This window comes from Streptomyces himalayensis subsp. himalayensis (assembly GCF_013778455.1).
GTDB classification, from domain to species: domain Bacteria; phylum Actinomycetota; class Actinomycetes; order Streptomycetales; family Streptomycetaceae; genus Streptomyces; species Streptomyces himalayensis.
Map to the genome: position 1 here is coordinate 382,692 of NZ_JACEHE010000001.1, position 13,755 is coordinate 396,446.

At 69.1% G+C, this 13,755-nt stretch carries 14 protein-coding genes; all 14 read left to right on the forward strand.

Translation table 11 applies throughout. The features are described from left to right. Positions 1-82 precede the first annotated feature (82 nt). Complete coding sequence (locus H1D24_RS01735) at positions 83-1,897, forward strand: trypsin-like serine protease (protein WP_181655885.1); 1,815 nt, start codon at positions 83-85, stop codon at positions 1,895-1,897. Between the two features lie 181 nt (positions 1,898-2,078). Further along, positions 2,079-3,200 (forward strand): LCP family protein, encoded by a 1,122-nt coding sequence (locus H1D24_RS01740; RefSeq protein ID WP_258563748.1) that lies wholly within the window; start codon positions 2,079-2,081, stop codon positions 3,198-3,200. A gap of 171 nt (positions 3,201-3,371) precedes the next feature. Further along, on the forward strand, positions 3,372-3,596 hold the full coding sequence (gene rpmE, locus H1D24_RS01745; protein ID WP_181655514.1) for a 50S ribosomal protein L31: 225 nt from the start codon (positions 3,372-3,374) through the stop codon (positions 3,594-3,596). A 142-nt stretch (positions 3,597-3,738) separates the two neighbouring features. Continuing rightward, on the forward strand, positions 3,739-4,815 hold the full coding sequence (gene prfA, locus H1D24_RS01750; protein ID WP_181655515.1) for a peptide chain release factor 1: 1,077 nt from the start codon (positions 3,739-3,741) through the stop codon (positions 4,813-4,815). 126 nt (positions 4,816-4,941) lie between these two features. Beyond that, positions 4,942-5,811 (forward strand): peptide chain release factor N(5)-glutamine methyltransferase, encoded by an 870-nt coding sequence (prmC, locus tag H1D24_RS01755; RefSeq protein ID WP_181655516.1) that lies wholly within the window; start codon positions 4,942-4,944, stop codon positions 5,809-5,811. A gap of 65 nt (positions 5,812-5,876) precedes the next feature. After that, the gene (locus H1D24_RS01760; protein WP_181655517.1) at positions 5,877-6,524 is read left to right on the forward strand and encodes an L-threonylcarbamoyladenylate synthase; all 648 of its coding nucleotides are present in this window, start codon (positions 5,877-5,879) and stop codon (positions 6,522-6,524) included. Continuing rightward, positions 6,521-7,174, forward strand: coding sequence for an arsenate reductase/protein-tyrosine-phosphatase family protein (locus tag H1D24_RS01765; RefSeq protein ID WP_181655518.1), 654 nt, complete (start codon positions 6,521-6,523; stop codon positions 7,172-7,174). Before H1D24_RS01760 ends, H1D24_RS01765 begins: the two co-directional genes overlap by 4 nt. Before the next feature lie 227 nt (positions 7,175-7,401). Then, complete coding sequence (gene glyA / locus H1D24_RS01770) at positions 7,402-8,670, forward strand: serine hydroxymethyltransferase (RefSeq protein ID WP_181655519.1); 1,269 nt, start codon at positions 7,402-7,404, stop codon at positions 8,668-8,670. A 128-nt stretch (positions 8,671-8,798) separates the two neighbouring features. Continuing rightward, positions 8,799-10,241 carry an MraY family glycosyltransferase gene (locus tag H1D24_RS01775; RefSeq protein WP_181655520.1) on the forward strand — a complete coding sequence of 481 codons (1,443 nt, stop codon included), beginning with the start codon at positions 8,799-8,801 and terminating at the stop codon, positions 10,239-10,241. 274 nt (positions 10,242-10,515) lie between these two features. Beyond that, complete coding sequence (locus H1D24_RS01780) at positions 10,516-10,953, forward strand: Cg1360 family ATP-synthase-associated protein (protein WP_181655521.1); 438 nt, start codon at positions 10,516-10,518, stop codon at positions 10,951-10,953. 225 nt (positions 10,954-11,178) lie between these two features. Then, on the forward strand, positions 11,179-12,000 hold the full coding sequence (gene atpB / locus H1D24_RS01785) for a F0F1 ATP synthase subunit A (protein WP_181655522.1): 822 nt from the start codon (positions 11,179-11,181) through the stop codon (positions 11,998-12,000). A gap of 78 nt (positions 12,001-12,078) precedes the next feature. Then, on the forward strand, positions 12,079-12,315 hold the full coding sequence (locus H1D24_RS01790; protein WP_043683105.1) for an ATP synthase subunit C-like protein: 237 nt from the start codon (positions 12,079-12,081) through the stop codon (positions 12,313-12,315). 42 nt (positions 12,316-12,357) lie between these two features. Next, entirely contained in the window at positions 12,358-12,903 is a 546-nt protein-coding gene (locus H1D24_RS01795; RefSeq protein ID WP_181655523.1) for a F0F1 ATP synthase subunit B, read from the forward strand. Continuing rightward, positions 12,900-13,721 carry a F0F1 ATP synthase subunit delta gene (locus tag H1D24_RS01800; protein ID WP_181655524.1) on the forward strand — a complete coding sequence of 274 codons (822 nt, stop codon included), beginning with the start codon at positions 12,900-12,902 and terminating at the stop codon, positions 13,719-13,721. Before H1D24_RS01795 ends, H1D24_RS01800 begins: the two co-directional genes overlap by 4 nt. Positions 13,722-13,755: the final 34 nt, after the last annotated feature.

The following is a 13,755-nucleotide window of genomic DNA, read 5'->3' on the forward strand; positions in this document are numbered from 1 at the left end:
TCCACGCTCCGCCCGCCATCGGTCTCGGGCGCTTCGGCCTCTGAACTCATGCCTTTGAGGGGGGACTTGAGTGGACACCCGCATGTCCGGGGGCGGTCGGCACAGACGCCGCATACGCATAGCGATACCCACAGCAGCCGCCGCGCTGGCCGCCGCTGTCGCCGCCGCGGTACTGATGTCGCCCGCCGACGCGGCCACGCCGCTGCCTCAGCCGACCGTCAAGCCCGCCACGACGTCGCCGACGCTCAGCGAGCTCGAGAAGCGGGTCGCGGGCGCGGTGGCCGGTGACGACACGGCCGGCAAGACGTCGCAGTCGTCGTACAGCTCGAGCACCACGAGCAGCTCGGGTACGAGCACCGGAACCGTCGACGCGAAGGTCATCGGCGGCACCGACACCAGCATCACCACGGCGCCCTGGATGGCCCAGCTCTGGTACTACGACGACCAGGGCACCGCCGACGAGAGCGACGACCTCGGCTTCTTCTGCGGCGGCGCCGTCGTCGCGCCGACGAAGATCCTCACCGCCGCGCACTGCGTCAAGGGCTACAACTGGAAGGCCCACGGCGCGATCGTCACCAACACGGCGCAGCTGCCGACCACGGACGACGCGGGCAACACCGACCTGCACGGCGGCACCGTCTCCGGCGTATGGCGGCAGTGGAACCACTCGTCGTACAACGCGACGACCATCGACAACGACATCGCCGTCCTGACGCTGCCGAACCCGATCACGGCCAAGCCGATCCGGATCACGACGTCGGGTGACACCGCGTCGTACGCCGCCGGCACCCAGGCCAAGGTCTACGGCTGGGGCCGCACCAGCTCCACCAGCCAGGACATCTCCGAGACGCTGAAGTCGGCCACGCTGCCGGTCCAGTCCGACACCACCTGCACCGGCGCCTTCGGCAGTCACTTCGTCAAGGGCCACATGGTGTGCGCGGGCGAGCCCGCGACCGGCAGCGACGAGGGCACCGTATCGGCGTGCAACGGCGACTCCGGCGGCCCGCTCGTGGTCAACAACCGCATCGTCGGTGTGGTGTCCTGGGGCGTCGAGGACTGCGTGGCCGAGGGCGCGTACAGCGTGTTCAGCAAGGTGAGCACCTATGTCGGCGCCACCTACCCGCGCATCGACGACACCAACCTGAACGGTGACCACCGGGCCGACCTCTGGCTGCGCCAGGACTCCAACGACGAGGGCTTCGAGAAGGACTCCAAGGGCACCTCGTTCGGCGCGCGCATCTCCTGGGGCAACTGGAGCGGCGTCAACCTGGTCCTGCAGACCGACCTCAACCGGGACGGGTACCAGGACCTCGTGATGCGGCGCAGCGCCGACGGCGCCATGTTCTGGTCGCACTACATCCCGTCCACCGGTAACTGGGGCACCAACCGGATCTTCGACAACTGGAAGACCCGCACCCGCGTCGTGGCACCCGGCGACGTCACCGGTGACGCCCTGCCCGACCTGCTGTCGGTCGACTCCGGCGGCTACCTGTGGATCTACCCGGGCAAGGGCAACGGCACCTTCTCGACCCGCGTCAAGGTCGGCTCCGGCTGGAACCAGTACAACTCCCTGCGCGGCCACGGCGACTTCACCGGTGACGGCAAGGCCGACCTGATCGCGCGCTCCAAGAGCAACTCGTACGTCTACCTGTACAAGGGCACCGGCAAGGCCGGCACCGGAGCGTTCTCCAGCCGCATCAAGGTGCGCACCTGGAGCGGCTACAACGCCTTCGACGCCCCGGGCGACGTGACAGGCGACGGCAAGGCCGACTTCCTGGCCCGTACGCCCGGCGGAACGCTGTACCTCTACCCGGGCACCGGCAAGGCCACCAGCGAGATCTTCGCCACAAGGATCAACGTCGGCACCGGCTTCCAGCGGTACGACATCTTCGGCTGAAACCGCAGGTGAACGCCGGACAACCCGGCGTCGCCGACTACGCACTGTGCCCACCGCCGTACGCGGTGGGCACAGTGCGTTGTGCAACCCTGCATGCGGTTTCCCCGTCTGACAAACCGAACGAGCCAGGGCCTGACGCCGAAAGCGGGGGGTATCCGACCCAACGAGGACTGAGGAGCACATGCCCGACCAGATGACGCCGGCCACCCAGCAGCCGACACGAAGCCGCCGAGCGAAGGGGCGGCGGCGCAAGCCGCGCTCCGGGCGGAGCAGGGCTGTCGTCATCGCCGCCTGGGCGGCGGCGGGCCTGGTGGTCCTCGGCGGCACCGGCCTCGGGTACGTGTACGTCAAGCTCAACGGCAACATCCAGGGCGTCGACATCAACGCCGCGCTCGGCACCGAGCGGCCGCAGAACGTCGACAACGGCTCGATGGACATCCTCGTCCTCGGCTCCGACTCGCGCTCCGGCAAGAACTCCCGGTACGGCAAGGACGAGGGCACCGCCCGCTCCGACACGGCGATGGTCGTGCACGTCTACGAGGGCCACAAGAAGGCGAGCGTCGTCTCCATACCCCGCGACACCCTCGTCACCCGGCCCACCTGCACCGACAGCAAGGGTGACAAGGTCCCGGGCGGCCGGGAGCTGATGTTCAACACGGCGTACCAGGTCGGCGGCCCCGCCTGCGCCGTCAAGACCGTCGAGTCGATGTCCGGCATCCGTATGGACCACTACATCGAGGTCGACTTCACGGGCTTCAAGAAGCTCATCGACACGCTCGGCGGCGTCGACATCACCACCAAGCAGGCCATCGACGACGACAAGAGCCATCTGCATCTGAAGGCCGGCAAGCACACCCTGACCGGTGAGCAGGCCCTCGGCCTCGTCCGCACCCGGCACGGCGTCGGCGACGGCAGCGACCTCGGCCGCATCCAGCTGCAGCAGGCCTTCATCAAGGCGCTGATCAGGCAGGTCAAGGAGGTCGGTGTCTTCAGCAGCCCGAAGAAGCTCTACGACCTCGCGGACACCGCCACCAGCGCCGTCACCACCGACTCCGACCTGGACTCGGTCAAGAGCCTCGCCGGGTTCGCGAGCGGCCTGAAGAACATCGGCGCCGGCGACATGAAGATGATCACGCTGCCCGTCCAGTACGACCCCGCGAACCTCAACCGCGTCCTGCCGCTCGAGAAGCAGGACCGGAAGGTGTGGGCCGCGCTCGAGGCGGACAAGCCCATCCCGGCCTCCGCCGTCAAGGACTCCGCGGGCGACAAGGGCTCGGCCGGCTCCGTGGTGAGCAGCGGCTGAGCGCCGGCACACAAGCCCCGGGAAGCCCTCGGAACAGATCCGGAATAGATGCGGCCCCACCCCGGTTTTGGGGGATGCGGCCAGTCCTGGCAGACTGGTACGTCGGCTCCGGTTCACGCTTCCGCATTCCGCGGCTGCGACCCGGCGCCCTCCCGATACCTAGGAGACACCTTGAAGCGCGACATCCACCCCGAGTACGTCGAGACGCAGGTCAGCTGCACCTGTGGCGCGTCGTTCACCACCCGTAGCACGATCGGCAGCGGCACCATCCGCGCCGAGGTCTGCTCCGAGTGCCACCCGTTCTACACGGGCAAGCAGAAGATCCTCGACACCGGTGGCCGTGTGGCCCGCTTCGAGGCCCGCTTCGGCAAGAAGGCTGCCGGCTCCAAGAAGTAGCGAGCCACCTGCGCCGGTCCTCGGCGCGCCTCTCGGGGCGCGCCGGGACCGGCGTTTTTGGTCGGTCCGTTCGGTGGTTGGTCCGGGGTCTCTCCCGGGACAGCGACAACCCCATTTTCGTACGTACATCAGGAGCCCGGAGATGTTCGAGGCGGTCGAGGAACTCATCGGCGAACACGCCGATCTGGAGAAGCAGCTCGCCGACCCGTCGGTCCACGCCGACCAGGCCAACGCGCGCAAGCTCAACAAGCGCTACGCCGAGCTGACCCCGATCGTCGCCGCGTACCGCTCCTGGAAGCAGACCGGCGACGACATCGAGACCGCCCGCGAGTTCGTCGCCGACGACCCCGACTTCGCCGCCGAGGTCAAGGACCTGGAGCAGCAGCGCGAGGAGCTCACCGAGAAGCTGCGGCTGCTGCTGATCCCGCGCGACCCCAGCGACGACAAGGACGTCATCCTCGAGATCAAGGCGGGCGCGGGCGGCGACGAGTCGGCGCTGTTCGCCGGTGACCTGCTGCGCATGTATCTGCGGTACGCCGAGCGCGTCGGCTGGAAGACCGAGATCATCGATGCCACCGAGTCCGAGCTCGGCGGCTACAAGGACGTCCAGGTCGCCGTGAAGACCAAGGGCAACGCCACGCCCGAGCCCGGCCAGGGCGTCTGGGCCCGGCTCAAGTACGAGGGCGGGGTGCACCGCGTGCAGCGCGTGCCCGCGACCGAGTCGCAGGGCCGTATCCACACCTCCGCGGCCGGTGTCCTCGTGACCCCCGAGGCGGAGGAGATCGACGTCGAGATCAACCCGAACGACCTGCGCATCGACGTCTACCGGTCGTCGGGTCCTGGCGGTCAGTCCGTGAACACGACCGACTCCGCGGTCCGCATCACCCACATCCCGACCGGTGTCGTCGCCTCCTGCCAGAACGAGAAGAGTCAGCTGCAGAACAAGGAGCAGGCCATGCGTATCCTGCGCTCCAGGCTGCTCGCCGCGGCTCAGGAGGAGGCGGAGAAGGAGGCCGCGGACGCCCGTCGCAGCCAGGTCCGTACCGTCGACCGCTCCGAGAAGATCCGTACGTACAACTTCCCGGAGAACCGCATCTCGGACCACCGCGTCGGCTTCAAGGCGTACAACTTGGACCAGGTGCTCGACGGCGAACTCGACGCCGTGATCCAGGCTTGCGTCGACGCGGACTCGGCCGCGAAGCTCGCTGCCACGTCGTAGACCGTCGTCAGCCCGGCCCTGTAAGCCCAGACCGTGCAACGCAACCCGTAAGCCGTCCCTCGTACCGCAACTCGTAGACCAGACTCGACAACCGCTCTGCCCCGGAGGACCAGCGTGCAGCAACACATGGGGGGGCGACCCCCGAACCCCCGCGGCGTGCTGCTCGCGGAGGTGGCCCAGGCCACCCGGCGGCTGGCCGACGCCGGCGTGCCGTCGCCGCGCAACGACGCGGAGGAGCTCGCCGCCTTTGTGCACGGCGTGAAGCGGGGCGAGCTGCACACGGTCAAGGACGCGGACTTCGACGCCCGCTACTGGGAGGCCATCGCGCGCCGGGAGGCCCGCGAGCCGCTCCAGCACATCACCGGGCGGGCGTACTTCCGCTATCTGGAGCTTCAGGTGGGGCCCGGCGTCTTCGTGCCGCGGCCGGAGACCGAGTCCGTCGTCGGCTGGGCGATAGACGCCGTGCGTGCGATGGACGTCGTGGAGCCGCTGATCGTGGACCTGTGCGCGGGTTCCGGGGCGATCGCCCTCGCCATGGCGCAGGAGGTGCCGCGGTCCCGGGTGCACGCCGTGGAGCTCTCCGATGACGCCCTCGTGTGGACCCGTAAGAACGCCGCGGGCTCCCGGGTCACCGTCCACCAGGGCGACGCGCTCGCCGCGCTGCCCGAGCTCAACGGCCAGGTCGACCTCGTCATCTCCAACCCGCCGTACATCCCGCTCACGGAGTGGGAGTACGTCGCCCCCGAGGCCCGTGACCACGACCCCGAACTCGCCCTCTTCTCCGGCGAGGACGGGCTCGACACCATCCGCGGTCTCGAGCGCACCGCCCACCGGCTGCTGCGTCCCGGCGGCGTCGTCGTCGTCGAGCACGCCGACACCCAGGGTGGCCAGGTGCCGTGGATCTTCAACGAGGAGGCGGGCTGGGCCGACGCGGCCGACCATCCCGACCTCAACAACCGGCCGCGCTTTGCGACCGCACGTAAGGCGCTGCCATGAGCGCCGCAGCTTTGATCCAGGTCAAGATCCAGTACGTGTACTTCGTGTACGAGGAGGCTCGCTAAATGGCACGGCGATACGACACCAACGACGCTACGGACCGCACCACCGGTCTGCGTGAGGCCGCGTCCGCCGTCCGCCGTGGCGACCTGGTCGTGCTGCCCACCGACACCGTGTACGGCATCGGGGCCGACGCGTTCAGCTCCGAGGCGGTCGCCGATCTGCTGGCGGCCAAGGGGCGCGGGCGCAACATGCCCACGCCCGTTCTCATCGGCTCCCCGAACACGCTGCACGGGCTCGTCACCGACTTCTCCGAGCAGGCGTGGGAGCTCGTCGACGCCTTCTGGCCGGGCGCGCTGACGCTGGTCGCCAAGCACCAGCCGTCGCTCCAGTGGGACCTGGGGGACACCCGTGGCACCGTCGCCGTGCGCATGCCGCTGCACCCGGTCGCCATCGAGCTGCTGACGGAGGTCGGCCCGATGGCCGTGTCGTCGGCGAACCTCACCGGTCACCCCGCCCCCGAGGACTGCGACGCCGCGCAGGAGATGCTCGGCGACTCCGTCTCCGTGTACCTGGACGGCGGGCCGACGCCCGGCAACGTGCCGTCGTCGATCGTCGACGTGACGGGCAAGGTGCCGTTGCTGCTGCGTGCGGGTGCGCTGGACGCCGACGAGCTCCGCAAGGTCGTACCCGACCTCGAGGTGGCCAATTGACAGCCCCTGACGCGGGGCGTGGCATAGGCACGGGGGTCTTCGGGGACGGGGACACATTCCGCATCCTCCACGTCAGCACCGGCAACGTGTGCCGCTCGCCGATCACCGAGCGGCTGACCCGCCATGCCCTGGCGGACCGGCTCGGTGACCGGTTGATCGGCGGCCTGATCGTGGAGAGCGCGGGCACGTGGGGCCACGAGGGCGCCCCGATGGAGACCAACGCGGAGGCCGTCCTCGCCGAGTTCGGCGCGGACGCCAGCGGGTTCGTGGGGCGCGAGCTCCTCGATGACCACGTCATCCGTGCCGACCTCGTGCTGACCGCGACCCGCGACCACCGGGCGCAGGTCATCTCGATGGGGCACTCGGCGGGTCTGCGCACCTTCACGCTCAAGGAGTTCACGCGGCTCGTGCAGGCCATAGACCCCGCGACGCTGCCCGACCCGGACGAGGGCGTGGTCGCGCGTGCGCGGGCGCTGGTGCGGGCTGCGGCGGCTCTACGCGGGTGGCTTCTGGCGCCGAGCGTCGAGGCCGACGAGGTGTACGACCCGTACGGGGCGCCGTTGCCGTTCTTCCGGTCCATCGGGGACGAGATCCATGAGGCGCTGGAGCCGGTGGTGACCGCCCTGACGGGCGTGCCGGCCCGCATGTAGCGCTGCCCGCCGCCTCCGCCCGCTGTGGGCGTACGCCGCCCCCCGCTGTGCCCACCCTCCCCCAGCTACCGCTGGGAGGTGCCCCCAGCCCAGCGGAACGCCTGCCCACAGTGGTTGGCGGCAACGGTGGCGGCGCGTCCCTCGTCGCGCCCGGGTGAACGGGCGGGCGGGGCAAGGTCCCCGGCCCTACATTGGACGTAGCCCACCGTCCAGGTCCGGAGCGTGCCATGTCGGTGACCGAATCAGGGGTGTCAGGCGTCGTGCGGCCCGTGGGGCCCGACTTCGACGCGCTGCGGCGTCAGGACCCGGAGCTCGCCGAGGTGCTCCTGGGGGAGCAGGCACGCCAGTGCTCGGCGCTCCAGCTCATCGCCGCCGAGAACTTCACCTCGCCCGCCGTCCTCGCGGCGCTCGGCTCCCCGCTCGCCAACAAGTACGCCGAGGGGTACCCCGGCGCCCGCCACCACGGCGGCTGCGAGTTCGTCGACGTCGCGGAGCGCCTCGCCATCGAGCGGGCGACAGCGCTCTTCGGCGCCGAACACGCCAACGTCCAGTCGCACTCCGGTTCCTCGGCGGTGCTCGCCGCGTACGCGGCCCTGCTGCGGCCGGGCGACACCGTACTGGCCCTCGGCCTCCCGTACGGCGGACACCTCACGCACGGATCGCCCGCCAACTTCTCCGGACGCTGGTTCGACTTCGTCGGCTACGGCGTCGATCCCGAATCGGGGCTCATCGACTACGAGCAGGTGGACGCGCTGGCCCGGAAGCACCGGCCCAAGGCCCTCGTCTGCGGCTCCATCTCGTATCCGCGGCACATCGACTACGCGGCCTTCCGTGACATCGCCGACGAGGTCGGGGCCTTTCTGATCGCCGATTCCGCCCACCCCATGGGACTCGTGGCCGGGGGAGCCGCACCCAGCCCCGTGCCGTACGCGGACGTCGTCTGCGCGACCACGCACAAGGTGCTGCGCGGCCCGCGCGGCGGCATGGTCCTGTGCGGAGCCGGGCTGGCGGAACGTATCGACCGGGCCGTGTTCCCCTTCACACAGGGCGGCGCGCAGATGCACACCATTGCGGCGAAGGCCGTCGCGTTCGGCGAGGCGGCCACCCCGGCGTTCGCCGCGTACGCCCGTCAGGTCGTCGCCAACGCGCGCGTGCTCGCCGACGGGCTGGAGGCCGAGGGGCTCGCGGTCACCACGGGCGGTACGGACACCCATCTCATCTGCGCGGATCCGGCCCCCCTCGGGTTGGAGGGGCGCGCCGCGCGGGGTCGCCTCGCTGCGGCCGGGATCGTGCTGGACACCTGCGCGCTGCCCCACGGCGACGCCCGCGGGCTGCGCCTGGGCACCGCCGCCGTCACCACACAGGGCATGGGCGAGGCGGAGATGGTGCGGATAGGGGCGCTGCTCGCGGCGGTGCTGCGGGAGGAGATCGACAGCCGGCGGGCGCGCGAGGAGGTGCGCGAACTGACGCAGGCTTTTCCGCCGTACCGGAGCTGAAGACGGGTAGGCGCCACGTGTGCCCCGTCACTCATGCAACCATTCTCGCTACCCGAAGGTCCTCCCCCATATGCCGTCGAGGCTAGGGTGTGAGGCTGTGATGGCCAGCGATACCTGTGGGGAAGCCTGTGCGTGAATACCTGCTGACGCTCTGTATCACGGCTGCGGTGACCTACCTGCTGACCGGCCCGGTGCGAAAGTTCGCCATCGTGGCCGGTGCGATGCCGGAGATCCGCGCCCGTGACGTGCACCGCGAACCGACGCCGCGGCTCGGCGGGATCGCGATGTTCTTCGGGCTCTGCGCAGGTCTGCTGGTCGCCAGCCATCTGACGAACCTCAGCACGGTCTTCGAGAACTCCAACGAGCCACGGGCGCTGCTCTCCGGCGCCGCGCTGATCTGGATCATCGGCGTGCTCGACGACAAGTTCGAGATCGACGCGCTGATCAAGCTCGGCGGCCAGATGATCGCCGCGGGCGTCATGGTCATGCAGGGCCTGACGATCCTGTGGCTGCCCGTCCCGGGCGTCGGCTCCGTCTCGCTGACCCAGTGGCAGGGCACCCTGCTGACCGTCGCTCTGGTCGTCGTCACCATCAACGCCGTGAACTTCGTGGACGGCCTCGACGGCCTCGCCTCCGGCATGGTCTGCATCGCGGCCGCGGCGTTCTTCATGTACGCGTACCGCATCTGGTACGGCTACGGCCTCGAGGCCGCCGCCCCCGCGACGCTGTTCGCCGCGATCCTCATGGGCATGTGCCTCGGCTTCCTGCCGCACAACATGCATCCGGCCCGGATCTTCATGGGCGACTCCGGCTCGATGCTCATCGGACTCGTGCTGGCCGCGGGCGCCATCTCCATCACGGGTCAGGTGGACCCGGACGCGATGGCGCTGTTCGCCGGATCCGAGAAGGCGGCCGTGCACCAGACGGTGCCGGTCTACATCCCGCTGCTGATGCCGCTGACGATCATCGCGATCCCGGCCGCCGACCTGGTGCTGGCGATCGTGCGACGGACTTGGCGCGGCCAGTCGCCGTTCGCGGCCGACCGGGGCCACCTGCACCACCGGCTCCTGGAGATCGGCCACTCCCACAGCCGTGCCGTCCTGATCATGTACTTCTGGTCCGCACTGATCGCCTTCGGCGCCCTGGCCTACTCCGTCAACTCCGCGTCCATGTGGATCGTGCTCACCATAGTGGTACTCAGCGCGGTCGGCCTGGTGCTCCTGCTGCTGCCCCGCTTCACGCCGCGCGCCCCGCGCTGGGCTGAGCGCTTCGTGCCTCCGCGCTACCGCCGGTCGGCCGTGGCCCAGGCAGCCGCCGAGCCCTCTGTCACGTACGCCCTGGCAGCGGCCGCGGAAGCGGAAGCCGCAGCCGGCGAGACAGCGGCCCGCCAGCCGGTGACAGCGGGGAGGGTCGCCGTGGATTCCGCTGAGGGCGAAGCAGTCTCCGGTGCCAGGGCCGCGGGGGAGCAGCGAACGCCTGTGGCCGCAGGGGTCAACGGGGTCAACGGAGCGACGGCCATCGGCGCCCGTTCCCGCTTCCTGGACCGGCACAAGGCGGAAACGTCGCGCTGACCTGGGACGCAGTACACGCCCTAAAGCAGCTCAATACCAGACAAGCAACTCGGCTTTCTGCACAGACGCGCGGGATCCCACTCATGTGTGATGGTCCGCACACTTCCAAGGTAAAGACCTCATCAAATAGATTGTGATACCGTTCACGAGACCCGGGGACAGAGCCGAAGGACCGTAGTGCGACGGTCCATTGGCCCAAGAGTCACCCTTTGCCCGGGACCCCTAAGCTCGTCCATGACGACACCTGCCCCCACCCGCGAGCGGAGTCGCCTCCATGCCGTCCAATGACGCCCGGATCCTTCTTCAGGCCGTTGTGCCCACAGCTGCCGTCGGTGCTGTTGCCGCCGTCGTCAGCGGTGTGGTCGCCGGCGGGAAGGGTGCCATCGGGGCGATCGTCGCGACGCTGGTCGTGATCCTGTTCATGGGCATCGGGATGGTCGTTCTGCAGCGCACTGCCAAATCGCTTCCGCACCTGTTCCAGGCGATGGGACTCCTGCTCTACGCGACGCAGATCCTGCTGCTGTTCGTCTTCCTGGCGATGTTCAAGAACACCACCCTGTTCCACCCCAAGGCCTTCGCTTTCACGCTCCTCGCGGCCACCCTCGTGTGGATCGCGGCGCAGACGCGTGCGCACATGAAGTCCAAGATCCTCTACGTCGAACCGGACTCCTCGACGGGCAGCAAGCCCGAAAAGACGGGGCCGTCGTCGTGAAGGGTAGGGCCGGGATAAATACGCGGTTGAGAGCCTGCTATCGTCCGGTTCCAACTGCGGCACTGCGGGCGCGGGCATCTGAGCTGACGCCTGCTCTAGCGCGAGGCTCGATGCCGGACCGCCGCCCCCACATCCGTAACACCAGTCCAGTGCCGAACCGCGGCTGCGCGCCGCGCCGACACAACGAGGTTGCCGTACCTATGCGCCACGCTGAAGGAGCCCGCGGTGAGTGCTGACCCGACGCAGGTGCTCGCCTTCGAGACCGACTGCCACATCTTCGACGGTTGTGGATTCCCGGCTCCCGGCCTGCACTCGTTCCTGTTCGAGCCCCTGTGGGGCAACCCGGACAGCAACCTGTACTTCAACAAGCCCATGCTGCTGGCGCTGCTCGGCTCGATCATCGTCGTCGGCTTCTTCTGGGCCGCGTTCCGCAAGCCGAAGGTTGTCCCGGGCAAGCTTCAGATGGTCGCCGAGGCCGGCTACGACTTCATCCGGCGCGGCGTCGTCTACGAGACCATCGGCAAGAAGGAAGGCGAGAAGTACGTCCCGCTGGTCGTCTCGCTGTTCTTCTTCATCTGGATGATGAACCTCTGGTCGATCATTCCGGTCGCCCAGTTCCCGGTGACGTCGATCATCGCGTACCCGATGGTTCTCGCCCTGATCGTCTATGTCCTGTGGGTCTCGCTGACCTTCAAGCGGCACGGCTTCGTCGGCGCCTTCAAGAACTTCACCGGCTACGACAAGTCGCTCGGCCCGGTCCTCCCGCTGGCCATGTTCATCGAGTTCCTCTCGAACCTGATCGTCCGGCCCTTCACGCACGCCGTCCGACTCTTCGCGAACATGTTCGCGGGCCACACGCTGCTGCTGCTCTTCACGATCGCCAGCTGGTACCTGCTGAACGGCATCGGCATCGCCTACGCCGGTGTGTCTTTCATCATGGTCATCGTGATGACGGCCTTCGAGCTCTTCATCCAGGCGCTGCAGGCGTACGTCTTCGTGCTCCTGACCTGCACCTTCATTCAGGGCGCGCTCGCCGAGCACCACTGAGCCAACCGCCCCTGCACAACCCCCCAGATCGTCCGGTGGCCAACCCCCGCCGGTCCGTACAGAGAAGGAAGAATCAGCATGGCTGCCACTGAGACCCTCGCCGCCGTCTCCGGCTCCCTCGGCTCCATCGGCTACGGCCTCGCCGCGATCGGCCCCGGCGTGGGCGTCGGCATCATCTTCGGTAACGGCACCCAGGCCCTGGCCCGTCAGCCCGAGGCCGCCGGTCTGATCCGTGCGAACCAGATTCTCGGCTTCGCCTTCTGTGAGGCGCTCGCCCTCATCGGCCTGGTCATGCCGTTCGTCTACGGCACCTGATCGTCTGATCAACGACCAGACCACTAGACGAAAGGCACTCTGATGAGCCCACTGCTCAATATCGCGGCTGAGGAGACGCAGAACCCCCTCGTCCCGCCGCTTCCCGAGCTCGTCATCGGCCTGATCGCCTTCGTCATCGTCTTCGGTCTGCTCGCCTGGAAGCTCCTCCCGAACATCAACAAGGTTCTGGAAGAGCGCCGCGAGTCGATCGAGGGCGGTATCGAGAAGGCCGAGGCCGCTCAGACCGAGGCCCAGAGCGTGCTCGAGCAGTACAAGGCTCAGCTCGCCGAGGCACGGCACGAGGCCGCGCGCCTGCGCCAGGAGGCACAGGAGCAGGGCGCCACGCTCATCGCCGAGATGCGCGCGGAGGGTCAGCGGCAGCGTGAGGAGATCATCGCCGCCGGTCACGCGCAGATCGAGGCCGACCGCAAGGCCGCCGCGCTCACGCTGCGCCAGGACGTCGGCCGACTGGCCACCGACCTGGCCGGCAAGCTCGTCGGTGAGTCCCTCGACGACCACGCACGGCAGAGCCGCACCATCGACCGCTTCCTCGACGAGCTCGAGGAGAAGGCCGAGGCAAGTCGATGACTGCGCACGGAGCGAGCCGCGAAGCCCTGGCCGCCGCACGTGAGCGTCTCGACGCGCTGACGGACAGCACGTCCGTCGACGCGGCCCGGCTGGCCGACGAGCTGGCCGCGGTCACCGCGCTGCTCCACCGCGAGGTGTCGCTGCGTCGGGTCCTCACCGACCCGGCGCAGCCCGGCGACGCCAAGGCGGAGCTGGCGGGGCGCCTGCTGGGTTCTCAGGTCGGCGGCGAGACCATCGACCTGGTGTCCGGAATGGTGCGCTCCCGCTGGTCGCAGTCGCGCGACCTGGTGGACGTGCTCGAGGAGCTGGCGAGCATCGCCGACCTCACCGCCGCGCAGAAGGCGGGCACGCTCGACAACGTCGAGGACGAGCTGTTCCGGTTCGGCCGGATCGTCTCCTCGAACACCGAGCTGCGCGCCGCGCTGACGGATCGCGCCGCGACCGCCACCGCCAAGAGCGAGCTGCTGCGCAGCCTGCTGGGCGGCCGTGCCGAGGCTGTGACCGAGCGGTTGGTCGAGCGTCTTGTGACGAAGCCGCGGGGACGTAGCCTGGAAGCGGGACTCGAGTCCCTCTCCAAGCTCGCCGCGGCGCGTCGGGACCGCCTGGTCGCCGTCGTCACCTCGGCTGTGCCGCTGTCGGACCGGCAGAAGCAGCGTCTGGGCGCAGCCCTGGCGAAGCTCTACGGCCGGCAGATGCATCTCAACCTCGACGTGGACCCGGAGGTCCTCGGCGGGATCCAGGTGCAGGTGGGCGACGAGATCATCAACGGCAGCATCGCGGACCGTCTCGAAGACGCGAAGCGCCGGATGGCCGGCTGACCGGCCGCCACCAACTCAACAAGCAGTGTTTTAC

Excerpts from the sequence above, each read along its gene's own strand:
- H1D24_RS01795 (WP_181655523.1), top strand. The coding sequence starts at position 12,358 with ATGAGCCCACTGCTCAATATCGCGGCTGAGGAGACGCAGAACCCCCTC.
- prmC (WP_181655516.1), top strand. The coding sequence starts at position 4,942 with ATGGGGGGGCGACCCCCGAACCCCCGCGGCGTGCTGCTCGCGGAGGTG.
- prfA (WP_181655515.1), top strand. The coding sequence starts at position 3,739 with ATGTTCGAGGCGGTCGAGGAACTCATCGGCGAACACGCCGATCTGGAG.
- H1D24_RS01740 (WP_258563748.1), top strand. The coding sequence starts at position 2,079 with ATGCCCGACCAGATGACGCCGGCCACCCAGCAGCCGACACGAAGCCGC.
- H1D24_RS01780 (WP_181655521.1), top strand. The coding sequence starts at position 10,516 with ATGCCGTCCAATGACGCCCGGATCCTTCTTCAGGCCGTTGTGCCCACA.
- glyA (WP_181655519.1), top strand. The coding sequence starts at position 7,402 with ATGTCGGTGACCGAATCAGGGGTGTCAGGCGTCGTGCGGCCCGTGGGG.
- H1D24_RS01735 (WP_181655885.1), top strand. The coding sequence starts at position 83 with ATGTCCGGGGGCGGTCGGCACAGACGCCGCATACGCATAGCGATACCC.
- H1D24_RS01800 (WP_181655524.1), top strand. The coding sequence starts at position 12,900 with ATGACTGCGCACGGAGCGAGCCGCGAAGCCCTGGCCGCCGCACGTGAG.
- H1D24_RS01760 (WP_181655517.1), top strand. The coding sequence starts at position 5,877 with ATGGCACGGCGATACGACACCAACGACGCTACGGACCGCACCACCGGT.
- H1D24_RS01790 (WP_043683105.1), top strand. The coding sequence starts at position 12,079 with ATGGCTGCCACTGAGACCCTCGCCGCCGTCTCCGGCTCCCTCGGCTCC.